The organism is Parahaliea maris (genome assembly GCF_008064665.1).
Taxonomy (GTDB): domain Bacteria; phylum Pseudomonadota; class Gammaproteobacteria; order Pseudomonadales; family Halieaceae; genus Parahaliea; species Parahaliea maris.
Genome location: NZ_VRZA01000001.1, coordinates 664247 through 690374 on the forward strand (window position 1 = coordinate 664247; position 26128 = coordinate 690374).

The 26128-nt window shown below is 56.4% G+C and carries 24 protein-coding genes and 1 tRNA gene; 7 read left to right on the top strand and 18 right to left on the bottom strand.

From position 1 onward, the window contains the following. Window positions 1-71 precede the first annotated feature (71 nt). Entirely contained in the window at window positions 72-656 is a 585-nt protein-coding gene (locus FV139_RS02940; protein WP_148066729.1) for a TetR/AcrR family transcriptional regulator, read from the top strand. Window positions 657-917: 261 nt separating this feature from the next. On the opposite strand, the gene FV139_RS02950 is transcribed toward FV139_RS02940, so the two are convergent. The 7 genes from FV139_RS02950 to FV139_RS02980 form a co-directional block, all read right to left on the bottom strand. Next, the gene (locus tag FV139_RS02950; RefSeq protein ID WP_148066731.1) at window positions 918-1364 is read right to left on the bottom strand and encodes a hypothetical protein; all 447 of its coding nucleotides are present in this window, start codon (window positions 1362-1364) and stop codon (window positions 918-920) included. Between the two features lie 34 nt (window positions 1365-1398). After that, the gene (locus FV139_RS02955) at window positions 1399-2169 is read right to left on the bottom strand and encodes an SDR family NAD(P)-dependent oxidoreductase (protein ID WP_148066732.1); all 771 of its coding nucleotides are present in this window, start codon (window positions 2167-2169) and stop codon (window positions 1399-1401) included. Between the two features lie 21 nt (window positions 2170-2190). Next, window positions 2191-3231: a phosphotransferase family protein gene (locus tag FV139_RS02960; protein ID WP_148066733.1), complete on the bottom strand. Its 1041-nt coding sequence runs from the start codon at window positions 3229-3231 to the stop codon at window positions 2191-2193. Window positions 3232-3242: 11 nt separating this feature from the next. Continuing rightward, window positions 3243-4460 carry an acyl-CoA dehydrogenase family protein gene (locus FV139_RS02965; protein ID WP_328592269.1) on the bottom strand — a complete coding sequence of 406 codons (1218 nt, stop codon included), beginning with the start codon at window positions 4458-4460 and terminating at the stop codon, window positions 3243-3245. 300 nt (window positions 4461-4760) lie between these two features. Then, window positions 4761-5348: a TetR/AcrR family transcriptional regulator gene (locus FV139_RS02970; protein ID WP_187276372.1), complete on the bottom strand. Its 588-nt coding sequence runs from the start codon at window positions 5346-5348 to the stop codon at window positions 4761-4763. A gap of 25 nt (window positions 5349-5373) precedes the next feature. Continuing rightward, window positions 5374-6033 (bottom strand): hypothetical protein, encoded by a 660-nt coding sequence (locus FV139_RS02975; RefSeq protein WP_148066735.1) that lies wholly within the window; start codon window positions 6031-6033, stop codon window positions 5374-5376. Window positions 6034-6278: 245 nt separating this feature from the next. Then, a complete protein-coding gene (locus tag FV139_RS02980; protein ID WP_148066736.1) occupies window positions 6279-7037 on the bottom strand; it encodes an SDR family NAD(P)-dependent oxidoreductase in 759 nt (252 codons plus the stop codon). A 267-nt stretch (window positions 7038-7304) separates the two neighbouring features. On the opposite strand from FV139_RS02980, the gene FV139_RS02985 reads away from it, so the two are divergent. From FV139_RS02985 to FV139_RS03010, 6 genes are all read left to right on the top strand, one after another. Next, window positions 7305-7739 carry an SRPBCC family protein gene (locus FV139_RS02985; RefSeq protein ID WP_148066737.1) on the top strand — a complete coding sequence of 145 codons (435 nt, stop codon included), beginning with the start codon at window positions 7305-7307 and terminating at the stop codon, window positions 7737-7739. 102 nt (window positions 7740-7841) lie between these two features. Further along, window positions 7842-8615, top strand: a complete 774-nt coding sequence (locus FV139_RS02990; protein ID WP_213004005.1) for an SDR family NAD(P)-dependent oxidoreductase — start codon at window positions 7842-7844, stop codon at window positions 8613-8615. A 140-nt stretch (window positions 8616-8755) separates the two neighbouring features. Further along, window positions 8756-9076 carry a YciI family protein gene (locus tag FV139_RS21360; RefSeq protein WP_148066738.1) on the top strand — a complete coding sequence of 107 codons (321 nt, stop codon included), beginning with the start codon at window positions 8756-8758 and terminating at the stop codon, window positions 9074-9076. 78 nt (window positions 9077-9154) lie between these two features. After that, the gene (locus FV139_RS03000) at window positions 9155-9895 is read left to right on the top strand and encodes an SDR family NAD(P)-dependent oxidoreductase (protein WP_213004006.1); all 741 of its coding nucleotides are present in this window, start codon (window positions 9155-9157) and stop codon (window positions 9893-9895) included. 440 nt (window positions 9896-10335) lie between these two features. Further along, window positions 10336-12510 (top strand): PQQ-dependent dehydrogenase, methanol/ethanol family, encoded by a 2175-nt coding sequence (locus tag FV139_RS03005; RefSeq protein WP_148066739.1) that lies wholly within the window; start codon window positions 10336-10338, stop codon window positions 12508-12510. Between the two features lie 253 nt (window positions 12511-12763). Continuing rightward, window positions 12764-13951, top strand: a complete 1188-nt coding sequence (locus tag FV139_RS03010; protein ID WP_148066740.1) for an MFS transporter — start codon at window positions 12764-12766, stop codon at window positions 13949-13951. Between the two features lie 316 nt (window positions 13952-14267). Here FV139_RS03010 and FV139_RS03015 read toward each other — a convergent pair whose 3' ends face one another. The 11 genes from FV139_RS03015 to FV139_RS03065 form a co-directional block, all read right to left on the bottom strand. Then, on the bottom strand, window positions 14268-14903 hold the full coding sequence (locus FV139_RS03015) for a TIGR04219 family outer membrane beta-barrel protein (protein ID WP_187276373.1): 636 nt from the start codon (window positions 14901-14903) through the stop codon (window positions 14268-14270). Window positions 14904-15508: 605 nt separating this feature from the next. Continuing rightward, window positions 15509-17632, bottom strand: a complete 2124-nt coding sequence (gene pnp / locus FV139_RS03020) for a polyribonucleotide nucleotidyltransferase (RefSeq protein ID WP_148066742.1) — start codon at window positions 17630-17632, stop codon at window positions 15509-15511. A gap of 63 nt (window positions 17633-17695) precedes the next feature. Then, window positions 17696-17965, bottom strand: coding sequence for a 30S ribosomal protein S15 (gene rpsO, locus FV139_RS03025; protein ID WP_148066743.1), 270 nt, complete (start codon window positions 17963-17965; stop codon window positions 17696-17698). Window positions 17966-18066: 101 nt separating this feature from the next. Next, window positions 18067-18996, bottom strand: a complete 930-nt coding sequence (truB, locus tag FV139_RS03030) for a tRNA pseudouridine(55) synthase TruB (RefSeq protein ID WP_148066744.1) — start codon at window positions 18994-18996, stop codon at window positions 18067-18069. Continuing rightward, window positions 18996-19442 carry a 30S ribosome-binding factor RbfA gene (gene rbfA, locus FV139_RS03035; RefSeq protein WP_148066745.1) on the bottom strand — a complete coding sequence of 149 codons (447 nt, stop codon included), beginning with the start codon at window positions 19440-19442 and terminating at the stop codon, window positions 18996-18998. Before rbfA ends, truB begins: the two co-directional genes overlap by 1 nt. 21 nt (window positions 19443-19463) lie before the next feature. Continuing rightward, window positions 19464-22202 carry a translation initiation factor IF-2 gene (gene infB / locus FV139_RS03040; protein WP_148066746.1) on the bottom strand — a complete coding sequence of 913 codons (2739 nt, stop codon included), beginning with the start codon at window positions 22200-22202 and terminating at the stop codon, window positions 19464-19466. A gap of 63 nt (window positions 22203-22265) precedes the next feature. Further along, entirely contained in the window at window positions 22266-23759 is a 1494-nt protein-coding gene (gene nusA / locus FV139_RS03045; protein WP_148066747.1) for a transcription termination factor NusA, read from the bottom strand. A gap of 1 nt (window position 23760) precedes the next feature. After that, entirely contained in the window at window positions 23761-24243 is a 483-nt protein-coding gene (rimP, locus tag FV139_RS03050; protein WP_148066748.1) for a ribosome maturation factor RimP, read from the bottom strand. A gap of 110 nt (window positions 24244-24353) precedes the next feature. Continuing rightward, a tRNA-Met gene (locus FV139_RS03055) sits at window positions 24354-24430 on the bottom strand. Between the two features lie 137 nt (window positions 24431-24567). Beyond that, the gene (locus FV139_RS03060) at window positions 24568-25563 is read right to left on the bottom strand and encodes a fumarylacetoacetate hydrolase family protein (RefSeq protein WP_148066749.1); all 996 of its coding nucleotides are present in this window, start codon (window positions 25561-25563) and stop codon (window positions 24568-24570) included. Beyond that, window positions 25563-26111, bottom strand: coding sequence for a VOC family protein (locus FV139_RS03065; RefSeq protein WP_148066750.1), 549 nt, complete (start codon window positions 26109-26111; stop codon window positions 25563-25565). The genes FV139_RS03060 and FV139_RS03065 overlap by 1 nt, the downstream gene beginning before the upstream one ends. Between the last annotated feature and the right edge of the window lie 17 nt (window positions 26112-26128).

A 26128-nucleotide genomic window follows, 5' to 3' on the forward strand; every position in this document is an offset into this window, starting at 1 on the left:
GCGGGATTTCGAAACCACAAGAAATGTGATTGAATACTTGGATTATTTTTGTATTTCCGGAAGAAACCCAAATGAAGAAAACCAAGGCTCGATCTAATCGGAAAGAAGAAATTGTTCAGGCCAGCGCAAGCATGTTCGAGAAGGTTGGTTATCATCGAGCGTCAATGCAGATGATTGCTGACGAAGTCGGTCTCGGGAAGCCCACGCTCTACCATTACTTCAGGAGCAAGACTGAGATTCTTTATGCAATTCACCAGGAAATTATTTCTAACGTTGTTGACAAGCATCTCGAACGGGTCGACCAAGGCCTCCAGCCAGACGAGCTGCTTGAAGGAATGGCGTTGGATATGTTGACGTTTATCAAAAAACATCCGGGGTATGTACGAGCTTTTTTTGAACATTTCGACGAGCTGGATGATGCTCAAAAACTGGAAATTCGCGACCAGCGCAACGAGTACATGCGACTCACCACCAGCGTGATCAGGGATGGTATAAAGTCCGGCGCCTTCAAGAACTGTGATCCTCACCTTGCCACACTGGGATTTATGGGTATGATGAACTGGACCTACAAATGGCTTCCAAGGGAAAAAAGGAATTCAGTTACGAAGGTTGCCAAGTCACTTTGCGCGATCTACCTGGATGGCCTCAGAACCTGAAGCAAGCGACGATCTCGATAGTTCCATATCTTCCTTCGGTTCTACTTTCTGTCACCTAAGCTGACTACCAACGAATGTCACTAACCAAGGCAGTGGCCACGGAATCTCTTTGTATACCCGGCACCCACCAAGAATACTGAGTTATCAAGTGTCTGGTGATGATCCAGGATGGCCTTTGCGATAATCTCTCGCTTTACCTCGCTCGAGCCCCCATAAATCGACTCGGCTCGCATATTCAAGTATCTGGGAGCAGCGACCAATTCAAGTCGCTACCCGGACATCCCTTGGGAGAGCGGCATTCAAATACAGGTTGTGAAACTCGATAGACGACCTCCCTTCTACGCGGTAAGACATTCCATAAATATCTTTGCGAAGTTCAGATGCCAGAAGCTTGGTAATCGCCCCCGTAACAACGATGGACTTCCCTACTCCCAGTTCCACCACGTGCCTGTACTCGAGAAGCTCAAGTGCCATGACCCGTGTTTCCATCGCCGCGAGCTTATCCATAAACAGTACATTGGAGTGTAGATATGCGCGGCGGTGTGCGCCAAATTCCTTTATGCGCATCAGTTCACGCGCGCCCGGCTCGAAAAGGCCCTGAGCCCAGTAGTGCTCCCCGATGATGTTTTCGGGAGGAAATGAGACTTTCGCTAATAGGAAACCATACTTAGCAACCACGGGACCGACATAGCGAAATGCGATCGCCATCAAGGCCGGCACATAGGACTGAATAGCGCCACGATCAGTTGATCGCGTAGCCTCCATCCACCGGCAAAGCGACTCCCGTAAGATACTCCGCTGAGTCCGTCGCTAAAAATGCGGCCACTGCCGCGATATCTTCTACCGATGCCATCCGTCGAAGGGGGTGCAATGCAGCACCCTTGGTATACAGTTCTCGCAGTGCTTCTTCTCCAACGGCCATCGAAGCAACCATTTCCGTATCGACCATACCTGGATGAATAGAGTTACATCGAATGTTATAGCCCTGCTCTGCGCAATGCAGTGCGGTAGTCCGGGTCAAATTCCAGACAGCTGACTTGCTTGCACTATACAACGCCGCTCCAGAGTTGGGCCGCAGTGCTGCGCCAGATGACATATTGATGATTACTCCACCGCAGGCCTTCATCAGTGGAATGGCGAACTTACAACCTAGAAACACACCTGCGACATTCACACTCTGAAGCACCATCCAGTCTTCTAGAGAGACATCTTCGATGCTACCCGACCTGTATATCCCTGCATTGTTGACCAGGACGTCCAGGCGACCATAGCTGGATGAAACGTGGGACATCAGGGAGCGCCAGCTGTCTTCGTCAGCGACATCGTGAGCGAAGAAATCCGCCTCCAACGCTCTCGCCGCTTTTATACCCTCCTCGCGGTCCAGGTCGGTAATAACAAGCTTGCAGCCCGCTTCAATTAGCTTGGCGGCTATCGACCGTCCGATACCACGCGCGGCTCCAGTGACAATTGCAACCTTACGACAGCCAACGTGTTGAGCCTCCCGCTCCGGCATACCTTCTCTCCCAGGCTCCAATTACAGCGCCTCCACCATATTCCACGCGGTATCTGCGTAATCCCTGACTACTTCTCGAAATGTCAGAGCAATCTCAGAACTCGCATTTCCTTCAAGACCTCGTTTATAGACACCCTGACTGATTCCCGCGAGCCTGAACAAATTATAGATAACCGAAAATTGGAGGTTGTCAACCCGATCAATACCGGCATGCTGACAGTATTCCCAAATAAACTCCTCCTGACTCGGTATTCCCAGTTGCTCCAGGCTCTTACCTCCAAGACCAAATTCGAATGTAGAGATGTAATACATTTGATAAACGTATCCCAGGTCGGCAAGCGGGTCTCCCAGTGTCGATAGTTCCCAATCGATTACGGCTGCTATTGCAGGCTCGATAGGGTCTATGAGGCAGTTACCGATCCGGTAGTCGCCATGCACGACCGCCATCTTTTCAGTGGCTGGCACATTATCTGGCAACCAGTTAATCAACTTGTCCATCGAAGTTATGGTTTCGGTTTCGGTTGCCCGGTACTGTCGAGCCCATCGGCTTATCTGGCGTGAGAAATAATTCCCCGCGCGACCAAAATCACCAATACCCAAAGACCGGGGGTCCAGAGAGTGCAGTGCAGCTAAATTTCGTGCCAATTCGGAGTAGATCAGTTTTCTGTGCTCGGGCTCGACGCCCGGCAGGGAAGCGTCCGCAAATATTCTGCTAGGCACGTAGTCCATCACGTAGAAGTTCGCACCGATGACGCCTTTGTCCATACACAAACAGCGCATAGCTGGTACCGGAACATTGGTTGGCGCCAAAGCAGACATGACACGGTATTCTCTGTCCACCTGGTGAGCCGATGGCAGCAATTCGCCAGGGGGTTGCTTGCGCAAGACATATTTTCCCGAAGGCGATTCCAGGAGAAAAGTTGGATTGCTCTGCCCGCCTTCAAACTGACGAATCCGCAGTGGTCCGGTAAAACCCTGCTGATGATGTTCGAGATAGGACTCCAGTCTCTCCGTACTAAAATGATGACCTGTACGTACGTCCGTTACTATCGCTTCTGACATGTCGGCACCAGCTACCAGGGTTTTTCCGAAAGCTCACGCCGAAGCTCCAGCTTGGCGATCGTATCCATATGCACTTCGTCTGGTCCGTCCATCAGCCGTACAGCACGACTCAAAGCCCACGCATCTGCAAGACCGAAATCCTGGCAAACACCAGCACCACCATGTACCTGGATGGCGCGGTCGAGGACCCTATGTGCCATGCTGGGCGCAACCACCTTGATCATCGCTATTTCGCTACGCGCAGCCTTATTGCCCACCGTATCCATCAGGTGTGCCGCATGGAGTGTCAACAAGCGTGCCTGGTCAATCTCACAGCGCGACTTGGCGATAGCATCCCGCACGACTCCCTGCTCAGCGAGGGGCTTTCCAAAGGCTATACGTTTACGCGCTCTCACGATCATTGACTCCAAAGCGCGTTCGGCCACACCAATCATCCGCATACAGTGGTGAATCCTACCGGGGCCAAGCCTGCCTTGCGCAATCTCGAAACCCCGACCAGGTCCCAGAAGGACGTTTGAAGCGGGAACACGAACGTCCTTGAACTCCACTTCACCATGACCGCAAGGTGCATGCTCATATCCAAGCACACGCAGTGAGCGCAATACACTGACACCCGGTGTATTCTTTGGTACAAGGATCATTGAGTGCTGCTGGTGACGGGGCGCCTCTGGATTGGTCTTGCACATCGTAATGAATATCCTGGTGCGATTGTCCAGAGCACCTGAAGTCCACCATTTGCGGCCGTTCAGGACATACTCGTCACCATCACGCTCTGCGCGCAGATTTATATTGGTCGCGTCGGACGATGCCACATCTGGCTCTGTCATCGCGAATGCGGACCGGATTTCTCCGTTAAGCAACGGCTCCATCCATAGTTTTTTATGCTCCTCGGTGCCATAGCGTTCGATCACCTCGATATTTCCTGTATCCGGAGCGGAGCAGTTGAACACCTCCGGACCAATCGGAGAGCGCCCCATGATTTCGCACAAAGGCGAATATTCGTAGTTACTAAGGCCGGCGCCTTCCTGACTTTCTGGAAGAAACAGATTCCAAAGACCCTCATTCCTCGCAATCGCTTTCAGCTCATCCATCACTGGCGGGCTGTCCCACTTGTCTGCGAGTGCTTGTTGCTGCTCGATATACACACCCTCATTGGGGTAAATATGCTTATTCATAAAGGCTGTCAGCTGTTCCTGAAGCAGCCTGGATTTCTGCGAAAACTCAATCACGATCTTCACTCCTGTCTCAATAGACACTGGCACTGTGGTGGATAGTAGCCAATTAAAACACGACCGTCCAGTCGGTTTGTCTATTTTGTCGCGGTCATGCGCAATTTCCCTTCAGACCCGAAAGACTGGCCTGTAAGTGAGCTCAAGGTGAGATATCGCTGACTATTACTGCCTAGGATAAATTTCGCAGAAGCAGAGGTGATTTTTTATTGCAAGAAATGAGATCTGAGAGGGAATTGATATAGCCAAAGAATGAAAGGCTACGACAAGACGCCGTGGATCAGCCGACGCAGAAAACGGTTATCTTCGCATCAGGCCACTTAGAAAGAGTCTGGATAGATTCTCGGCAACAGCAGACACATCGAGCCGCCTATCGCTTGGCATCCATTGATAGGTCCAGTTACACGCGCCAAGGAAGGCCAGTGCGGTGTTTCTCACATCGCACTCCGCGAACAAGCCATCCTTTATTCCGGACCTAATCAGTTCGATCACCATGTTGAGATAACTCTTGCGATGCTCGGAAAGGGCGCTACGCTGCGATTCGTCGAGATCATGATAGTGCTCAAAAAATGCTCTCGTATAACCGGGATGCTCGACAATAAACTTGATCGTGTCGTAGCACAGCCCCCTCAGCAACTCATCGGGTCTTGACGTCTCTTGCTGCCTGGCATTGTGGGCATCCACGAGAACGGACATCAATTCTCTGTGCATCGCAAATAGGATTTCACTTTTACTGCGAAAGTAGTGATACAGTGTCGGTTTCCCCAGGTTTACTGCCTCGGCGATCATGTTCATAGAGGCACCGTGGTAGCCAACACGATCAAACAACGCGGCACTGGCACGAATGATCTCCTGTTGACGATTCACGTAAGTGTCAGTCATTTCCATAAATGCGTTACTCCCTATTTTCCCGTCAGCGAATAAAATGCCAGCCATCCTCAACTTGCTTTAGCGCATCGCCGATTAGATGCAAGCCACCTTCCCAGTTATTGAATGCATCTCCCGCCGTGGTGCCAGCGCCTACCGCCTCAACATCAAGTATAAAAATCGGGCGCAGCTCGTATATACCTACTTTTACAGTTATAACAAACTTCTTGGACGCGCAAGCAAACTCACCAAGAACTGCCATCAGACGCTGCGCCAGTTGCATTGTGCTGGAAAAGGAGTTCTTTTCCAGTGGAAAACGAGCGAGATCCAGGTACCCGTAGGCCAGGTAACCGCCGTCGTAAGGAGACACTTCCAATCCACACCCAAGTGAAGTGAGGGAAGGAAAGCTGTTTACCTGCCGCAGTAGTTGCTCTAGCTGACTACTGCCGCCATAACAATCACTCAACTCATTCGAGTACACCACTTCGGGCAACTGTTGTAGCGCGTCCGGTGCACTCTTCAGATCGCAATACGGCGCCCGCCTTGATGCGTCCTTCCCATCCATGCCATAGGGGATGAATACAGATGTGGAACCGCCATGTATCTCTACATTTTTTGATCGAGCCAATTCGCCAATGGAATAGGGGCGGCGGCAGACCACTACAGGGTTTTTCTCCAGTTCACCTGCTGGACTAACCATAATCACATGATCGTCCCTGCAGGAAGGGCAAGATACAATTCCGGCCGCGAGTAAAGCCTGTAACAGTTGTCCGCTTACAAACGGCTGCCTCTTCAGAAAGCATTGATCTAGCTGGCCAGAATAGCCACAAGAAAAGCAACTAAGCTGTATGATTCCATGCTCGTTCTTCACAGGGCGGCTCCGCTAGAGGTTCTATTCAACGGCCTTAACCATACATCAGCAAAAAGCGAAGCAATGGCATACAGCAGTACTCAGGCTTTTACCGCGAGACAACCACCGTCTACACGAATATTGGCATTAGTGGTGAAGGAAGAATGCGAACTTGCTAGATACAGGGCTGTTGTAACGATCTCTTCGGGATGACCAAATCTACGAAGTATCACACCGCTCAAGCCCTGGTCATCATCAGCCCAATCACCCGCGATATCGGTAAGAAATCCGCCTGGCGAAATGACATTCACTCTGACTTTCGGTGCGTATTCCATGGCCAGGGCTGTCGATACCGCGTTAAGCGCTGCCTTGGCGCCGGCATAGGGCCCGAAATACGGCGAAGGCAACTGCGCTCCGATTGAGGAAATATTGATGATGGAACCACCCTCCCCTTCAGCCATCCGGCTACCCACAAGGCAGGCCAGCCTGTATGGCCCCTTGAAATTGACCGCAGTTATCTTGTCAAAAAGGTCCTCGTTAACGTCGAGAAGGGAATCAGCAAGTGGCGACATACCAGCATTGTTAATCAATATATCAACTTGACCGAATTCTTCGTAGGCTGCCGATACAAGAAATTCAAGATCTCCCCATTTTCCAACGTGGGCGGCAACAGCTAGCGCCCTGCGCCCCATAGACCGGATTTCTCGGGCGACCGCTTCACATTGATCGAACTTGCGGCTCGCAACTATAATATCGGCGCCACGCTCAGCAAATGCGAGTGCCATCGCTTTCCCAAGTCCACGGCTTCCTCCCGTAATCAACACGACTCTGGATGTGAAATCAAAAAGTTTATCCGCCATAATTTTACCTCCAGCTGCCGTGCCAGCAGGCTCTCTGGATCCAGCTTCCTCCCTCAGGAGGCCAGCTCAATTAGTGCCTGACGCACTGTGTTCCACACCAGAACTGGCATCGTTACACGCCCTGAATTTGAAAAATATAGAAAACTCCTGGCCATCTCGGCCCGTTGACCAAACCGTCCGGTCGGACTATACTACACTAATCAAGGCTCCACAATACACATACCACCTCAGGCATATCGCTCACAAATTGACTGACCGACAATACTCATGGAAATTTCAGCCAGCTCAAGATTCGATGTTCCCGCCAGCACAATCTGGTCGCTGCTGGAAGATTTCAGTGCGATTAGTAACTGGTGGCCGACAGACGGGTTAATCACGATTCAACGTGTCGAATGCGAAGGTGAAGGTGTTGGCATGATCCGCCATATCTATAACCATGGAATGGAAAAGCCTGTCAGTGAGCGACTGGACTATCAGGACGCAGTAGACAAAATTTTGATCCTCTCAATAGTGGGGGATCGCCCTGGACTTATCGATGCCTATGTGGCGATAGGAAAAGTAATTGCGTTAGCCGAGTCTGAGTGCAAGCTGGATTACCGTGGCTACATATCCTGCGACCAACGTGTAGAGGAAAAGGTAGAAAGGAATATCCGCATTACCTGGGATCGAATGTTTGCCGGGCTGCGCAACGCGAGCAGTTGAATTCTGCGCGCTATGACTTCCGCCTTTGTTGGAGACCGTGAACGTCGGTAGCGAAACTTGTGAACTGCACAGTCTCCTGACACTTTTCTTCGGATGCCACTTTTGGATGAATTCATGTACCGCCGCCTAGCTAAAAAAGTTATCGTTGTAACTGGCGCGGCGGGAGGTATCGGCGCTCTGCTGGCACAGACGCTTGCTCACCAAGGCGCTTACGTTATCGCTGCGGATCTCACGAAGATTCCCTATAACTCGGCCGGCATAAGCCAGCATAAACTGGATGTCACCAGCGAGGCAGACTGGATCCAGCTCAGGGAATGGATCAAGAACAGGTACGGAAAACTCGACGGACTTGTAAACAACGCAGGAATATCCAATCGGGATCGCTTGGGTACCGTATGTTTGGGAGAATGGAATCAGGCGTTTTCTGTGAACTGCACCGGAGCACTACTGGCTATACAGACACTTTCACCACTAATGAGTGCAGGCTCATCTATCGTAAATATCGCTTCCATTGCAGCTATAACAGGCCACTACGCTGTGGCCTACAGCTCCAGCAAATGGGCTCTGCGCGGACTTTCACGCGCCGCCAGCCTTGAACTAGGACCAAAGGGAATTCGTGTCAATACCGTAATGCCGGGCGCAATCGAGACACCCATGACAAGCAATGTACCTGCTTCAGTGACTGACAAGCTTGTCGGCGAGACCCCACTTGGACGGCTCGGACAGCCCGAAGACATTACCGGTCTGATTGTGTATTTACTCTCGGATGAGTCGACCTTTATTTCTGGAGCGGAAATCCCCGTGGACGGGGGTCATACCGGTCACTGCGGTATGAAGAGCGTGTCAGACGCCATGCGCGTAATAGGGATTGAGTAATGTTTTTAGCAAGGCTCGGTACCAACTTGAATCGAGTCTGTATTCACAGTGAACAGTCACCTTGTCACCAGCCAGGCGTGGTTTTTTGACAAATAGGTATCCGGTCGATACCAGTGGATGTCCATGAACATCGGGAGGCTATGAACGTGCCGTTTTATCTCGTAATCGGGCTTGATCCGGAGCCACATAACATGCCGAGGCGGAACGAATTAAGGACGGACCACCGTACCTATGTGTTAGCCCGGGATTCTCTAATCAAATTCGCTGGTGCCATGACCGACGACAGTAACAATCAGACCGGTTCAATCTACATTTTTGAGGCATCTTGCGAGCGTGTCGTTCGCGATTGGATATCCCATGAGCCATTCTTCAAATGGGATGTATATGATCAGATCATCGTTAAGCAGGTAAACCCAGCCCTGAACCGGATTCCGCTAATAGAATGGGAACTATCACATTAGAAGCCAATTCGACGATTTCACGATTACCGAGTATTCCTCGACGACCAAATATCTATGACTTCTCTGGAGGCAGATACAATGCGATTCAAAAACAAAGTGGCAATCGTCACTGGTGGTGCTGGTTCCATCGGACTCGCTACTGTTCGACATCTGGCCAAAGAAGGTGCCTGTGTACTCTTGGTGGATCGAGGCGATAGCGGTGAACAGTCTGCTCGCGAACTACGCAAACAAGGTCTGGAGGTGATATTTCAAAGTGGTGATGTCGCAATTGAAAGTGATGTCCTCCGCATGGTACAAGAGGCCGAAAACCGCTGGGGAACACTGAACATCATGATCGCCAATGCAGGTGTACCGGGTCTAGGCAAGGCGGAAGATTGTGATCTTGAGAACTGGCAGAAGGTAATGGACGTCAATGTGGCCGGCGTTTTCCTCTGTGCCAAACATGCTATACCGGCCATGAAACGTTGCGGCGGAGGCTCTATCGTCGCCACCGCATCTGTAATGGGGCTCGTTTCCACTACGGGAGCTACTTCGTATTGCGCTAGCAAAGGTGCTGTCGTAAATCTTACCCGTTCAATAGCTCTAGATTACGCAGAGTATAATATTAGAGTAAATTCAGTATGCCCCGGACACCTCGAGACCCGGCTCAGCGGCGACAGTAAGATTGTGGCGCATACGGAACTCGTAACAAAATATCCAATGAATCGCCTCGGGACCGCTGAAGAAGTGGCTAATGCTATTGCCTTTCTGGCTTCAGACGAGGCGAGCTTTATTACCGGTACTGCTCTAGCAGTCGATGGAGGTTATTCGGCCGCCTGAATTAACACTCGGCGAACTGATATCCGCCGTGAGCGATGTCGGGCAAGATCAGCCAGATCACCCGCACAGTGAGCTGTTTAACTAGCTACAGCCCTGATACTGCATGTTACACTGGTTGCTGCGGCACTGCTCGAACTGCGCTTAGCAATGGTGCCGCGAGGACTTTTCTGATTCACCAAGAGTGTCTTCGCAGCAGCTAGCAGTAATCCACGAGTTTCTGCCGATGCCAGCCCCCGCTGTCTTGCCAAAACGACGCGCTATTAACACACATTCGAACGCTGGAACGGGCGAACCTCACCCTACCAAACCCGATCACTTGCAACAAACACAAAGTTAGATGTCATTGACCAAACCGCCCGGTCGGTTTATTATCTGCGAGGTGACTTCGCTGCACTGCGGGATAACAGTTCGAACATATAAAAATTGAAGGGTATATTTGCATGAGAATTATCAGAGTCTGCCTGGCGATGTTCCTTATTCCGCTGGTGCTCACACTACAGTCTTGCAAATCATTCGACACATCGGATTTCGCAGAGGAAAATTCGCTAGCCGATGCTAGGGTTCATCAGCCAAAAATACCACTGGCTGCTGTCGACGCTTCCACCGTGCCCCAACTGGAACTAGACCCGGGAAACTGGTGGAGCCACGGCCGGACTTGGAGCGAGCAACGGTTCTCACCACTGGATAGTATCAACACCTCCACTGTTTCAAGACTTGGCTTGGCGTGGCAAGCCGATCTGCAAAGCCATCGGTTTGGAATTGAGGCTTCACCCATCGTTGTAAACGGGAAAATGTACGTCAGCTCGAGTTGGGGCCGCGTTTTCGCTTTTGACGCGCGCACAGGTAAAAAACTGTGGATGTATGATCCAAAAGTACCGGGAGCCTGGGCCCGACAAGGTTGCTGTAAACCAGTAAATCGCGGCGTAGCGGTGTGGAAGGGAAAAGTTTTTGTCGGAGCTTACGACGGCCGCCTTATCGCCATCGACGGCACAACTGGCAAGGAGATCTGGTCAGCCAATACTACCGACTCTAAACCATGGTTGACAATTACTGGCGCACCCCGAGTCGTCAACGGAAAAGTCATTATTGGTAACGGCGGTGGAGATTATGGCACTCGTGGTTTTTTTTCCGCCTACAGTGCAGAGAGCGGCGAACTACTGTGGCGCTTTTACGTAGTTCCGGGAGATCCAGCGAACGGATTCGAGCATCCTGAAATGGAAATGGCGATGGAAACCTGGAACCAGGATCGCGATTGGTCGGTCGGCGGTGGCGGAAACCCCTGGGACTCCTTCGCTTTTGACCCCGAACTGAATTTGCTCTATGTCGGAACGGGCAATGGCGGGCCTTTCGGTAGCTGGAATCCTGCAGGCGGAGATGGCCTGTTTCTGTCCTCGATTTTGGCGATCAATCCAGATAACGGACGGCTAGCCTGGCACTATCAGACTACACCTGGCGAAAGCTGGGACTTCACTGCCACCCAGCACATGATACTCGCAGATCTTGAGATCGAAGGCCGACGGCGAAAGGTGCTAATGCAAGCGCCAAAGAATGGATTTTTCTATGTACTCGACCGTGAAACCGGTGAGCTGATTTCGGCTGATAATTACGCGTATGTTAATTGGGCCGAGGGAATTGACATGACCACGGGTCGGCCGATTCTGACCGAAGAAGCCAATTTTGAAAATCAGGCACGGCTGATATTCCCTTCCGCCTATGGCGGCCACAACTGGCCACCGATGGCATGGAGCCCGGAAACCCGGCTCGTATATATTCCTGCCCGCGAGTATGGGTTTGTCTGGGGTTCGGATCGAATCACCTGGTTTATGACTGGACACGACGTATCCACGCTCACCGACCGTGACCTTGAAGGAAAACTCTATGGGCAATTACTGGCATGGGACCCGGTTCTCCAACGGGCAGCCTGGACAGTGAAGTTTGACACGCTGACCAATGGCGGTGTGCTTGCCACCGCGGGCGATCTGGTTATTAACGGATCTGAAGACGGCTACCTACGGTTTTTCAACGCGAAGAACGGTGAACAACTACATGAGATATTTTTCGGAACCGGAATTATCGCGCCACCGATCAGTTACTCTGTTGGCGACGAACAATATATCGCTCTAGGGGTCGGGTGGAATGGTCCAAAGGCCGAACCCCTAGGTCCGGACACGACGAGTAAATACTCCAATGCAGGGCGTCTGGTGGTACTAAAACTTGATGGTAGCGAGGTAGAACCCGCCGACAAAATTCAATTACAGCCATTTATGCGCGACGACAAACCACAAGATGCCGATCTGATAGCAGAGGGTGTTGCACGCTATCAGCAGCACTGCGCTATATGTCATGGCGTCGTAGGAGAGGACACAGTAGTGCCAGATTTACGACGAATGTCACAGGGTGTATTCGATGCGTTTGATTTGATAGTTCTTCAGGGTTTGATGGAAGCTGGCGGTATGGCCAGTTTCGGCGACGTACTAGACACAGAAGATACCAAAGCGATTCGTGCCTATCTCGTTGATTGGGCTCAACGTTCACGCAAGGGAGATCAGCGACCATTCCCTTACGACGCCGAAAGCCAAAAAAAAGTTCCGAAGTTGAGTGTTCCTGGGGCTTGAATGTCCGGCAAAAATTGCGGGTATGATATTTGTTCTGCTGTACTACACATCAATAGCAATAGTGTCTCGGTATATCGGCAATATGATGTACCAGACCCGTCAATGTATAGGCTGACGATCGCTTCAGCTTGTAGTATCAGGCGCCTGAATGTCGCAAAACGTAGGAGGCATCTGCTAAAAAAATAGCGCGTCCTGCCGATGCTGCTTCATTCAAAACGCTTTCCTACGCCAAGCGCCATTACAGGAAAACAGTATGTCATCAAGTCTTACCCAAAGTTTCACGCCAGTCGAATTTTCCGTTGTTATCAGCATGGGTGTTATTTCGGGCTGTATCCCCGCACTACAGCCCTTGCTATTGGGCGGTCTCCTCGACCGCGGCCACCTCAACGTCGTGCAAATTGGACAGTCTGCCACATCGGAAGCGCTGGGCATGGTTTTCGCTACAACAGTGGCAGCGATCCTGTTAAAGCCCAACAGGCTAAAGCCGATCACCATCATCGCCCTGCTGGGAGCATTAGTGGTCAACAGCCTCACCGTCATAAGCAGCGGTATTCAGGTTGTCGTCCTTCGCGGTATCAGTGGACTCTGCTCCGGCGTGCTTCTGTGGGTGCTACTGGGACTACTTTCCAGATCGGCGTCACCAGGACGCGCGTTCGCAGTTTATGTCACCGCTCAAGCTATTGCCTCATTCATATTATCTAGCCTAATTACTCACTGGTTGGTTGACGTCGCCGGGGCCGACGGCGGGTATCTCATAATCGCCTTCGCTAACCTGGTGTTGATGGCTGCTGCGCTTGTCATGCCTGCCAGCTACACAACTATCGAAAGCGAAAATCGCTTTTCTCGTCCCCCGATACATGGCCTCTGGGCGTTGTTATCGATCACGCTGCTGCTGGCGAGCATTCTCGGATTCTGGGTTTATATTATTCCTATCGGAAAGAGTCTCGGCTACTCGACCGACAGTCTTAACAGTGTGATTAGCATTGCTATCGGGGCTCAGGTGATCGCCGGTCTGTGCGCTACAGCCCTGTCTACAGCGCTCAAGCCTTTCCGCGTTTTCGTTATTGGTGCGCTGCTGATTATCGGCTCGATTGTGTTATTCATGACCATAAGCCACCCACTCGTGCTTTACAGTTCGCTAATCGTTTTTTCCTTTGTGTGGATGTTTGTGCCCCCCTTTCAGCTGCCTCTGCTGATTGAGCTAGATCCCAGTCTCCGCAGCGCAATATTCATTGGCACAGCACAACTTTCCGGTGTTGCCTTTGGGCCTATCTTCGCAGCTCAAATCATCGGGGTCGCATCGAAACAAATGGCAGCCAACAGCAGTATCGTACTGGCGATGCTGTCTATCGGCTGCCTTTATGTTGCTTCATTATTGCACGGTACCGCTACCACGCATGTGGCAAAGACCAGTGATAGCAATACTCCGGCTGACTCCTGAGGAACTCACCTGGACTAACACTAATTCCGTCCTGGTTATTCAGTAGCGACTATTTAATCGGAAGCTTGAATGCATAAATGATAAAGCGCTAGCGATTCGAACCCGCGTGTTGCCATGCCCTGAATTTCTCCTCATTTGGGAGGAAAAATTTGTCGGTTTTAAGAATCCGAATGTTATTACCGAGCAATATAACACCACCATTGGCATGCAGACTTTTGAACTGGCTGTGGAAAGGCATCGACATCAGCCGCCTGCAGCGTCTCGGCGTGGATATTCCCCGATGGAAGCGCCGCGCAGCTGAGCGGAACTCCCTCTGTCAGAGGTCGATCAGCAGCCCGAGACTCCAGCCTCTGAATTCGACCTTGCCGCTGAAATCGTCGAAGTCATCAAAGTCGTTTTCCACCTGCCGGTAGCCGAGGCGCAGGGACAGGTCCAGCACCGGCATGTCCAGGGTGTAGGCGAGACCGGCCTCGAGGTCGTAGGCGCTGGTGTCATCCCAGCTGGTCGCCATCGCCTCACCATAGACACCGAGGTCGGAACCGAAGATCGGCACGTGTACGGTTCCGTACAGCTGCGGCAACCAGCCCTCAAAGGAACCCCGGCCCGGCGCCCTCCCGTCCTGGAAGTTGGTCGCACTGACACCCAGGTCGAGGTCGATCAGGGGGTTGTCGAGTATTTCGTAGTAGAGAATCGCATCGAGGGTGGTCAGCTCCAGCGGCCGGTTGCGATCCTCTTCGGCGTAGTCCCAGTAGCGCAGTTTGATGTTGGGAATGAGGGGGACGGGGTGTTCGAAGGCGGCGGTCAATGAAAGCTGCTGCTCTTCGCCGGCATCGAACGCGGGGCCGCTGCCCTCGGCCAGCCAGGCGGCAGCACCGGCTTTGAAGGCGAGTACGTCGGCAGTGGCGATGGCGGGGGCGGCGAGAAGGCACAGGGCGGTGGCGAGGCGTTTCACGGTGATGGCACTCCGGGTGGCATGGGAAAGTTGGGCGGTACAGTATGGGGTGTGCGAGTGAGGGTCAACCTCGATCCGAGGGAACTTCGCTTTAATCAGGATGGGGCTTCGTAGCCCGGCATCACAGGCCCCGGGTGGGGTTCAGGACACGCCGTGAATACGTCCATGTAGGCTCGACGGCAGCATCCATGCTGCCGACGGTCCCTCACCCCACCCGGGGCCTGCGACGCCTGATTGGTTGCCACATCGCCCACGGGGGCAATAGCGAGCTAACGGCTTCATGGACAATTAATTGGGCCTACACTTGTGCCAGCGTGCCTACGCCTGAAGTAAAAGCGCCTGGACCGGAGGGGCATGCAGCGACTCTATGAGGCATGGATGCCGAGTAGAAGCGTACATGGACGTATTCACAGCGTGTCGCGGAATGCCCCTGCGGTCCAGGCGCTGCCCCCGAACGAAAACAGAGCTTCCCCCTTGGTACGCGCGAAAACTGATAGCGCCCCAGCGTGATTGACAGTTCGAACTATGATGTTCCAGCGGGCAAGCGAAAAAAAGGGGAGCACCCTCGCGGGAGCTCCCCTGTATCAACGGCCGTTTAGGCGATATCAGGAATCAGCAGATTCCTGCGCTTGCTCGGCCGGAGCCTCATCTTCCAGCAGTTCCTTGATGGACAGTTTGATACGGCCACGCTGGTCAACGTCCAGAACTTTTACGCGTACTTCCTGGCCTTCGCTCAGGTGGTCGGTCACATTCTCCACACGCTCATTGGCGATCTGGGAAATGTGGACCAGGCCATCCTTGCCGGGCAGGATGTTAACGAAGGCGCCGAAGTCGACGATACGGGCTACCTTACCGGTGTAGATCGCGCCAACTTCTGCTTCTGCAGTGATCTCTTCGATCATTGCCACAGCCTTGTCACGGGCTGCCTGATCCTGACCGAATACGCGGACAGTGCCGTCGTCGTCGATATCGACAGTGGCGCCGGACTCTTCGGTGATGGAGCGGATAGTTGCGCCGCCCTTGCCGATGATGTCGCGGATCTTGTCGGAATCGACCTTCAGGGTGACCATGCTCGGCGCGTTCTCGGAAGTCACTTCGCGCGCGGCAGGCAGAACGGCGTTCATCTGACCCAGGATGTGCAGGCGGGCGTGCAGGGCCTGCTCCAGGGCGATTTCCATGATCTGCTCGTTGATGCCTTCGATCTTGATGTCCATCTGCAGGGCGGTAACACCCTCGGCAGTACCGGCCACCTTGAAGTCCATGTCGCCGAGGTGATCTTCGTCACCCAGGATGTCGGTCAGAACGGCAAACTGGTTGCCTTCCTTGACCAAGCCCATGGCGATACCGGCTACAGGAGCCTTCAGCGGTACGCCGGCGGCCATCAGGGCCAGGGAGCCGACACACACGGAAGCCATGGAGCTGGAACCGTTGGACTCGGTGATTTCGGAGACCACGCGCACGGTGTAGGGGAATTCTTCCTCACCGGGCAGTACCGCGGCCAGGCCGCGACGGGCCAGGCGGCCGTGGCCGATTTCGCGGCGGCCGGTGAAACCGATGCGGCCCGCTTCACCCACTGAGTAGGGGGGGAAGTTGTAGTGCAGCATGAAGGGATCACGGCGCTCGCCTTCGAGGGCGTCGATGATCTGGGCGTCACGGGTGGAGCCGAGGGTTACGGCGCCGATAGCCTGGGTCTCACCACGGGTGAACAGGGCGGAACCGTGTACTTTGGCCAGCAGGTCCACTTCGCAGGCGATGCCGCGAACGGTGCGGTTGTCGCGGCCATCGATGCGCGGCTCACCAGCCAGGATGCGCTTGCGTACCAGATCCTTCTCGACCTTCTTGAAGATATCCTTCACGTCGTCGGCGGAAGGGCCGCCTTCAACAGCCAGGGCGGCAACACAGGCGTCGCGGACCTCACCCACGCGCTCGTAGCGCAGGGCTTTCTCGGTGATGCGGTAGGCTTCGCCCAGGTCGGCCTTGACCTGGCCTTCAACAGCAGCCAGCAGCTCCTGGTTGATGGCCGGTGCCTGCCAGTCCCAACGCGGCTTGCCCGCTTCTGCGGCCAGCTCGTTGACAGCCTGGATGACGGCCTGCATTTCCTGGTGAGCGAACAGTACGGCGCCCAGCATCTGGTCTTCAGACAGCTGGTCGGCCTGGGACTCAACCATCAGTACCGCGTCGGCAGTACCTGCAACGACCATGTCCAGCTTGGACTCTTTCAGCTTGTCGTAGGTCGGGTTGAGCAGGTAGCCCTCGGCTTCGTTGAAGCCGACACGAGCGGCGCCAATCGGGCCGTTGAAGGGGCAACCGGAAATCGCCAGGGCAGCGGAAGTACCGATCATGGCGGGGATGTCCGGATCGATGTGCTTGTCGGCGGACATCACGGTGCACACCACCTGCACTTCGTTCATGAAGCCATCGGCGAACAGCGGGCGAATCGGACGGTCGATCAGGCGCGAGGTCAGGGTTTCTTTCTCGCTGGGACGTGCTTCGCGCTTGAAGAAGCCGCCGGGAATCTTGCCGACGGAGTAGGTTTTCTCCTGGTAGTGTACGGACAGCGGGAAGAAGGGCTGGTTTTCCTTGGCCGCTTTTTCCGCCACCACGGTAACCAGTACGGAGGTGTTCTCCACGGTCACCAGAACCGCGCCGGTCGCCTGACGGGCGATACGGCCGGTTTCCAGAGTGACGGTCTGGCCGCCATACTGGAAGGTTTTAGTTACTGGATTCACAGTTTTTCTCCAATTCTTAACATGACAACCGGGGCACTTAGCCCCGGTATGTGGTCTTGCAGCTTATCGACGCAGACCCAGACGCTTGATCAGGTCGGCGTAGCGGGTCACATCTTTCCGCTTCAGGTAGTCCAGCAGTTTGCGGCGCTGGTTCACCATGCGGATCAGGCCGCGACGTGAGTGGTGATCCTGCTTGTGCTCGGCGAAGTGGTCCCGGAGCTGCTCGATATTTGCGGTCAGCAGCGCGATTTGAACTTCGGGGGAACCGGTGTCGCCTTCAGCTACCTGGTACTCCTTGACGATTTCTGCTTTCTTTTCAGCGTTTAAAGCCATTTCTCTATTCCTCTGTTGAATCTGCCTGGCACGGCTTTCAATGTGTTGCCGTGCATGAATGAAAAGAGCCTGTCCGTGCAGATCTACAGACAGGTTCGGTGTCACCTCCCGGTGACGATCAGTCGACGGGGCGCCACGCGCCCGTCGTCCAATATCTCGCCTACGCCCAGAAACTCACCGGTCTCCAGGGCGACGCGCACCATACCATTACAGGGCGCGTTTGGCACCTGGACCGGCTGGCCCTGGCGCATGTAAAAACCGCCGGAAGCGGTCAGCTCCACCAGCGGCATGGCGCGGCAGGCGGTATCCGCCGGCAGCAGCAACTGGTCCATTTCGGCCAGCTGGTCATTCTGTTTCAGGGCCTCCAGCGTCGGCATGGAGACCGCGTCGGCCAGAGTAAACGGCCCGGCCTTGGTGCGGCGCAATACGCTCACGTGGGCACCGCAGCCCAGGGCTGCACCGAGATCCTCGGCCACGGAGCGCACGTAGGTGCCCTTGCTGCACTCCAGCGAAATATCCACCTCGGCCTTCGGCCCGGGGCGGAAGGCCTTCAGCTCCAGCCGGTGAATGGTCACCTGCCGGGACTTGCGCTCCACTTCCACGCCCTGCCGGGCCAGTTTATAGAGCGGCTGGCCATCCTGCTTGATGGCCGAGTACATCGACGGCACCTGCTCGATCTCACCGCGGAAGGCCTCCAGCGCCTGACGCACAGTGGCTTCGTCGAGGTTGGAGGCATCGGTTTCGCTGAGCACCTCACCTTCGGCATCACCGGTGGCGGTGGCAGTACCCAGGACAAAGGTACTGTCGTATCCCTTGTCGGCATCCAGCAGGTACTGGGAGAACTTGGTGGCCTCCCCGAAACACAACGGCAGCACGCCGGTCGCCAGCGGATCCAGGCTGCCGGTATGACCCGCCTTGGCGGCAAAGTACAGGCCCTTGGCCTGCTGCAGGGCCCGGTTGGAACTCACCCCACCGGGCTTGTCCAGCACCAGGATTCCGTCGACAGGCCGCCCGCGACGCCGTCGTGCCACTAGGAGTCGTCTCCCTTGTCGCCCTGACCTGCGTCAAGGGGGGCGTCTGAGTCCGACTCGGCGCCTTCTTCACGCAGGCCCAGCTCACGGTCGGCATCCGCCGCCCGCTTGATCAGGTCTTCCATGTTGCGCCCGTAACCCACGCTACTGTCGAAGTAGAAGCGCAGTTGCGGCACGCTGCGCATGTTGCTGTCACGGGACAGCTGGGAGCGCAAAAAGCCCGCGGCCTTGTTCAGCACGCCGGCGGATTCCGCCGCGTCCTCTTTCGAGTCCGCGCCCAACAGGGTGAAGTACACCTTGGCGTAGCCCAGATCGCGGCTCACGTCGACACCGGTGATGCTCACCATACCCAGCCGCGGGTCGCGCAACTCCTGCTGCACGAGAGCGGCCAGTTCGCGTTGCAGGTAGTCGGCAACGCGCTGTGTACGGCTGTATTCCTTGGCCATCTTTGCCGGAGCGTCCGTCCCTTACAGGGAGCGGGCGATCTCCTTCACCTCGTAGACTTCGATCTGGTCACCGACCTTCACGTCATTGTAGTTCTTCACACCGATACCGCACTCCATGCCGTTGCGCACTTCCGCGGCGTCGTCCTTGAAGCGACGCAGGGATTCCAGCTCGCCCTCGTAGATCACCACGTTGTCACGCAGGACACGGATGGGCTTGGCGCGGTACACGGTGCCCTCGGTCACCATACAGCCGGCGATGAGGCCGAACTTGGGTGAACGGAACACATCGCGCACTTCGGCGATGCCGACGATCTCCTCGCGCATCTCCGGCGCCAGCATCCCGGACAGGGCCTGCTTGACGTCGTCGATCAGGTCGTAGATCACGTTGTAGTAACGCAGGTCGACACCCTCACCCTCAACCAGGCGGCGGGCGGAAGCATCGGCACGGACGTTGAAGCCGAAGATCACCGCGTTGGAGGTCATCGCCAGGGTCACGTCGGTCTCGGCGATACCGCCGACGCCGCCGGCGACGATGTTCACCTGGACTTCCTCGTTGCCGAGGTCCAGCAGGGAGGTCTGGATCGCCTCCAGCGAGCCGCGCACGTCGGCCTTGACCACCACGTTGAGGGTCTTCTTCTCGCCGGCGGTCATGCTCTCGAACATGTTGTCGAGCTTGGCCGCCTGCTGGCGTTGCAGTTTGTTGTCGCGCTGCTTCTCCTGGCGGAAGTCCGCCAGCTCGCGGGCACGGCGCTCGCTCTCAACCACGGCGAACTGTTCACCGGCATCGGGCGTGCCGTCGAGGCCGAGAATTTCCACCGGAATACTCGGGCCGGCCTCGTCAACGGGCTGGCCGTTCTCGTCCAGCATGGCGCGCACCCGGCCGTATTGCAGGCCCGCCAGCACGATGTCGCCCTGACGCAGGGTACCGCTTTGCACCAGCAGTGAAGCCACCGAACCGCGGCCCTTGTCCAGGCGCGATTCAATAACGATGCCCTGGGCAGGAACGTCGCGCGGCGCGGTGAGTTCCAGCAGTTCCGCCTGCAGCAGTACCGCATCCAGCAGGGCCTCGATGCCTTCGCCGGTATGGGCGGAGACATTGATGAACTGGGTGTCGCCGCCCCACTCCTCGGGGATCACTTCCTTGGCGGACAGTTCGTTCTTGACGCGGTCGGGGTCGGCCCCTTCCTTGTCGATCTTGTTCACCGCCACGATCAGCGGCACACCGGCCGCCTTGGCGTGCTGTACCGCCTCTTCGGTCTGGGGCATCACGCCGTCGTCGGCGGCCACCACCAGGATCACGATATCGGTACTCTTGGCACCGCGGGCGCGCATCGCAGTAAACGCGGCGTGTCCCGGGGTGTCCAGGAAGGAGATCATGCCGTGGCCGGTCTCCACATGGTAGGCACCGATGTGCTGGGTAATACCGCCCGCCTCGCCGGAGGCGACGTGGCTCTTGCGGATGTAGTCCAGCAGAGAGGTCTTGCCGTGGTCGACGTGGCCCATCACGGTGACCACCGGGGCGCGCGGCTCCGGAGTGCCCTCGTGCTGGGACAGGGTCTCTTCCAGCTTTTCTTCCAGCGCGTCAGCGCTGATCAGCTTGACGGCGTGACCCATTTCCTCGACCACGAGGCTTGCCGTATCCTGGTCGATCATCTGGTTGATGTTAGCCATCACACCGAGCTTCATCAGCTCCTTGATGACCTCACCCGCCTTGACCTTCATCTGGCCAGCCAGGCCGGCCACGGTGATCATGTCAGCCAGCTCCACCTCGTACACCTGGTTCTCGGTGGGCATTTCGAATCCGTGCTTGCCGTGTTCGGCGTGGGATCCTTTCAGCTTGCGGCGGCCACCACGACGACGGCCGTAGCCCTCGGCGGCTTCCAGGTCACTGAGCGACAGGTTGTGCCCGCGCTGCTTGCCGCGGCCTGCCGGGCGCTCGAGGCGGCCTTTGCCGGCGGATTTGCGACGCTGGTCTTCCTTCTGCGCGGCAGCACCAGCACCCGGCTGGGGCGCATCGTGCAGGCGCTTGGGGCGCTTGGCGTCTTTTTCTTTCTCTTTCTCGGCGCGCGCAGCAGCTTCCGCCTTCTGGCGCTCTTCCTCGGCCTTCTTGGCTTCGATGGCGCGGCGGCGGGCTTCGGCTTCCTCGGCCTCTTTCTTCTTGCGGCGCTCGGCCGCGCGCTGGCGCAGGATCTCGGGATCCAGTTCCAGCGGGTCTTCCTTCACAGGCTCCGGCTCGGACGCGACCGGCTCCGGCGCGGGTTCCGGCTCAGCTTCCGCTTCCACTACCGGTGCAGCTTCGACTTCCGGCTCTGGCGCCTCTTCCACTTCCGGCTCTGCGGCGGCTTCCGCGGCAGCGGCAGCTTCTTCCGCTTCGCGAGCGGCGGCTTCCTCGGCTTCCCGTGCGGCAGCTTCTTCCGCTTCGCGCGCGGCAGCGGCTTCCGCCTCGGCCTTCAGCTCTTCCGGGTCACGCTTCACGTAGGTGCGCTTCTTGCGCACTTCCACGTTGACCGTCTTCTTGCCCTGGGAACCGCTGGTGCGCAGGGTGCTGATGGTCTTGCGCTTCAGCGTGATGCGCTTGGGTGCCTCGGTGGCTTCACCATGGCTGCGCTTCAGGTAGGTCAGCAGAGTCTGCTTGTCCTCTTCGGAAACGGCCTCCTCGGCTGCCTTGTGCGGCAACCCGGCGTCCTTCATCTGCGTCAGCAGACGTTCCACGGAGGCATTCACAGTTTCTGCGAGTTGCTGTACTGTCACCTGCGCCATTCAATAATCTCCTTAAATCCCGTTTCCTGGTTGCCGTTATGCCGTGCCACGTTTGCTGTGGTCTTACTCGGCCTCCTCGGCAAACCAGGGTGCGCGCGCCGTCATAATCAGTTCACCGGCACGCTCTTCTGTCATCTCCGGGATATCCATCAGGTCTTCCACACCGAGTTCTGCCAGATCTTCCATGGTGATCACTTCCCGGCTGGCCAGAATGTAGGCCAGGTGCCGGTCCATGCCGTCCATGTTGAGCAGATCTTCGGCAGGCTCGTTCGCGCCCAGTTGCTCTTCGGATGCAATCGCCTGAGTCAACAGGGCATCCTTGGCACGGGCACGCAGCTCTTCTGCGATATCTTCGTCGAAGCCTTCCACCGCGGTCATTTCTTCCAGCGGCACGTAGGCCACTTCTTCCAGGGTGGTAAAGCCCTCTTCCACCAGGATCTCGGCGACATCCTCGTCGACATCCAGCTGATCCATAAAGGCCTGGATGACCTCACCGGATTCAGCCTCGTGTTTCTCAGCCGCCTCTTCGGTGCTCATCACATTGATGGTCCAGCCGGTCAGCTCACTGGCCAGACGCACGTTCTGGCCAGAGCGGCCGATGGCCTGGGCCAAATTGTCCTCGGACACGGCGACGTCCATGGTGCCGCTGTCCTCATCCATCACGATGGACTCTACCTCGGCGGGCGCCATGGCGTTGATCACCAGCTGGGCCGGGTTGTCATCCCACAGGACGATGTCCACGCGCTCGTTGTCCAGCTCGTTGGATACCGCCTGGACGCGTGAGCCGCGCATACCGACGCAGGCGCCGACCGGGTCGATGCGCTGGTCGTTGGTTTTCACCGCGATCTTGGCGCGCGAACCGGGGTCGCGGGCGGCGGCGCGGATCTGGATGACTTCCTCGGAAATCTCCGGCACTTCAATCTTGAACAGCTCGATCAGCATTTCCGGGCAGGCGCGGCTCAGGATGAGCTGCGGGCCGCGGGTTTCGGTGCTGATTTCTTTCAATACTGCGCGTACACGATCGTTGACCCGGAAGGTCTCCCGGCCGACCAGCTGGTCGCGGGGCAGCAGGCCTTCGGCGTTGTTGCCGAGATCCACGATGACGTTGTCGCGGGTGACTTTCTTGACAGTGCCGGCAACCAGTTCGCCGACGCGGTCCATGTACTGCTCGACCACCTGGGCGCGCTCGGCATCGCGCACGCGCTGCACGATCACCTGCTTGGCGGTCTGGGCGGCGATGCGGCCAAAGCCAACGTTTTCCACCTGCTCTTCGTAGATGTCACCGGGCTTGAGGTTCACATCCTTCTCGGCGGCTTCTTCGGTGGTGAACTGGGTCCCCAGCAGGGCAATCTCGTCGTCGGGCACAACCAGCCAGCGGCGAATGGTTTCGTAATCGCCGGTGGCACGATCGATGGTGACCTCGATGTCGGCATCCTCGTCGTAGCGCTTCTTGGTGGCCGTCGCCAGGGCCAGCTCAATCGCCTCGAAAATGATGTCTTCAGAGACACCCTTCTCGTTCGAGACGGCTTCCGCCACCAACAGAATTTCCTTTGTCATCTCAAGCCTCGCTTGTTCGATTCCCGCCGGCCAGGCGGGGTTGAATACGCGCTTTCTCGATTGCGCCATGGGGCAGCAGGTACTCGTGATCGTCCACCTGGACTACCACGTCCTCGCCCTCGATCCCTTTCAGGGTTCCCTTGAACTTGCGCCGCCCATCGAAGGGTCTGCGCAGACGCAGTTCAATCCACTCCCCGACATACGCCGGATACTGGTCGAGCTTGAACAGGAGCCGGTCCACACCCGGAGAGGACACTTCCAGGGTGTACTCGCCGGTAATCGGGTCCTCCACGTCCAGCACACCGCTGACGTGGTGACTGACATCGGCGCAGTTGTCCACGCTGATGCCCTGTTCGCTCTCTATATAAATGCGCAGCACAGTATGACGACCCTGTGACAGGTACTCGATTCCCCACAGCTCGAAACCCAGCGCCTCAATAGAGGGCGCCAGTAACTGCTGGAGTTCCTGCTCTTTCGTCGCCATTTGTGTTGTGCTCCCACCGGCTGGCCGGTACTTTTCGCAGATACGAAAAAGCCCCTGAAAAGGGGCTTCTCGCACGTGTCACCTAGATTTAGGAGCGGGTGACACGTAATTGGTAGCGGGGGCCGGATTTGAACCGACGACCTTCGGGTTATGAGCCCGACGAGCTACCAGGCTGCTCCACCCCGCATCAATACGTTCTCGAAGAGAAGGCCCCTTGGCGCTTCTCAGCGGGCTCTGCGTTGCTGCCAGTGCCCGAATTCGAGGGTGTGCATTATAGGTATGCCCCCTATGCCGGTCAACCGGCTCGGGGATTTATTTCCGCATTTATTGCGGACTGCACACTTGTTGATCAATCGCCCCGAAAATGGAGCTGCCAGCCGCGTCGAGCATCTCGATGCGGACACGGTCGCCGTAGGCCATGAAGCCCGTTTTCGGCGCGCCGCTGGCGATTGTCTCGATCATGCGGATCTCTGCGATACAGCTGTAGCCGAGGCCGCCCTCACTCACCGGACGGCCAGGAGCGCCGTCTGCATCCTTGTTGGAGACCGTACCGGAACCGATGATGGTACCCGCCCCCAGGGGCCGGGTTTTCGCCGCGTGGGCTACCAGGGTCGGAAAGTCGAAGGTCATGTCGACGCCAGCGTTGGCCTTGCCAAAGGCCTCGCCGTTGTAGGACACCAGCAGCGGCAGATGGAGGCGCCCGCCGTCCCAGGCGTCTCCCAACTCGTCGGGCGTCACGCAGACCGGGCTGAAGGCGCTGGAAGGCTTGGACTGGAAAAAGCCGAAGCCCTTGCCCAGCTCACCCGGGATCAGGTTGCGCAGGGACACGTCGTTGACCAGCATCACCAGGCGAATGGACGCCGCGGCCTCCTCGACAGAAGCCCCCATGGGCACATCACCGGTAACGACGGCAATCTCGCCCTCAAAGTCGATACCCCAGTCCGTCGTCGGCATGACGATGGGGTCGCGGGGGCCGAGGAAGGTGTCGGAACCCCCCTGGTACATCAGCGGATCGGTCCAGAAACTTTCCGGCATCTCGGCGCCACGCGCCTTGCGCACCAACTCCACATGATTCACATAGGCGGAGCCGTCCGCCCACTGGTAGGCACGGGGCAGTGGCGAGGCACAGGCCGCCTCGTCAAAGGGATCGCCCTCACCCGCTTCCACGCGATCTGACAGGGCCTGCAATTGCGGCTGGTGCTCATCCCAGTGGTCCAGGGCCGTCTGCAGGGTAATACCTGCGGCCAGTTTGCGCTGCAGATCACTGGAAACCACTACCAGCACACCGTCACGCCCCGCCTGCAAAGATGCGAGCTTCATCAGTTACCTCCCGGTTCGTTGTCTGGGCGCTCGTGCAGCCACGCAGCGTGACGCGGCGCCTGTTTGGTTTTCGACCACTCCTCGATCATGGCCGGGGCCACCTCGCGCAGGCGCTCTAGATCGCCCGGCTTGTCGATGTTGGCCGCCAGCTCCAGGCGATGGCCATTGGGGTCGAAGAAATAGATCGATTTGAAAATCCCGTGATAGGTCGGACCCACCACTTCCAGGCCCTCGGCCTCCACCTTCGCCTTGGCCTCAAGCAACTCCTCCACGGAGCCCAGCTCAAATGCAATGTGCTGGACCCAGTCAGGGGTGGACTCGTCGTGCCCCATAGGCGGCGAGTTCGGCAACTCGAAAAAGGCCAGTACATTACCCATACCGGCATCGAGGAAGATATGCATGTAGGGGTCCGGCTCACCGGTGGAGGGTACCTCGTTCTCGGCGATGGCGAGTACGAGGTCCATGTCCATGACCCGCTTGTAGAAGTCCACGGTCTCCTTCGCATCGCGACAGCGATAGGCCACATGGTGAATCTTGCGGATATTCATAAGGGCATCCTCACTGG

What these genes read in the sequence shown, in the direction of transcription:
- rbfA (WP_148066745.1), bottom strand. Translation starts at nt 19,442, where the DNA reads ATGGCCAAGGAATACAGCCGTACACAGCGCGTTGCCGACTACCTGCAA.
- nusA (WP_148066747.1), bottom strand. Translation starts at nt 23,759, where the DNA reads ATGACAAAGGAAATTCTGTTGGTGGCGGAAGCCGTCTCGAACGAGAAG.
- FV139_RS03005 (WP_148066739.1), top strand. Translation starts at nt 10,336, where the DNA reads ATGAGAATTATCAGAGTCTGCCTGGCGATGTTCCTTATTCCGCTGGTG.
- FV139_RS02985 (WP_148066737.1), top strand. Translation starts at nt 7,305, where the DNA reads ATGGAAATTTCAGCCAGCTCAAGATTCGATGTTCCCGCCAGCACAATC.
- FV139_RS02940 (WP_148066729.1), top strand. Translation starts at nt 72, where the DNA reads ATGAAGAAAACCAAGGCTCGATCTAATCGGAAAGAAGAAATTGTTCAG.
- FV139_RS03010 (WP_148066740.1), top strand. Translation starts at nt 12,764, where the DNA reads ATGTCATCAAGTCTTACCCAAAGTTTCACGCCAGTCGAATTTTCCGTT.
- FV139_RS02980 (WP_148066736.1), bottom strand. Translation starts at nt 7,037, where the DNA reads ATGGCGGATAAACTTTTTGATTTCACATCCAGAGTCGTGTTGATTACG.
- FV139_RS21360 (WP_148066738.1), top strand. Translation starts at nt 8,756, where the DNA reads ATGAACGTGCCGTTTTATCTCGTAATCGGGCTTGATCCGGAGCCACAT.
- FV139_RS03065 (WP_148066750.1), bottom strand. Translation starts at nt 26,111, where the DNA reads ATGAATATCCGCAAGATTCACCATGTGGCCTATCGCTGTCGCGATGCG.
- FV139_RS03000 (WP_213004006.1), top strand. Translation starts at nt 9,155, where the DNA reads ATGCGATTCAAAAACAAAGTGGCAATCGTCACTGGTGGTGCTGGTTCC.
- FV139_RS02960 (WP_148066733.1), bottom strand. Translation starts at nt 3,231, where the DNA reads ATGTCAGAAGCGATAGTAACGGACGTACGTACAGGTCATCATTTTAGT.
- rimP (WP_148066748.1), bottom strand. Translation starts at nt 24,243, where the DNA reads ATGGCGACGAAAGAGCAGGAACTCCAGCAGTTACTGGCGCCCTCTATT.
- FV139_RS02950 (WP_148066731.1), bottom strand. Translation starts at nt 1,364, where the DNA reads ATGGCGATCGCATTTCGCTATGTCGGTCCCGTGGTTGCTAAGTATGGT.
- rpsO (WP_148066743.1), bottom strand. Translation starts at nt 17,965, where the DNA reads ATGGCTTTAAACGCTGAAAAGAAAGCAGAAATCGTCAAGGAGTACCAG.
- FV139_RS03060 (WP_148066749.1), bottom strand. Translation starts at nt 25,563, where the DNA reads ATGAAGCTCGCATCTTTGCAGGCGGGGCGTGACGGTGTGCTGGTAGTG.
- FV139_RS02970 (WP_187276372.1), bottom strand. Translation starts at nt 5,348, where the DNA reads ATGGAAATGACTGACACTTACGTGAATCGTCAACAGGAGATCATTCGT.
- infB (WP_148066746.1), bottom strand. Translation starts at nt 22,202, where the DNA reads ATGGCGCAGGTGACAGTACAGCAACTCGCAGAAACTGTGAATGCCTCC.
- FV139_RS02955 (WP_148066732.1), bottom strand. Translation starts at nt 2,169, where the DNA reads ATGCCGGAGCGGGAGGCTCAACACGTTGGCTGTCGTAAGGTTGCAATT.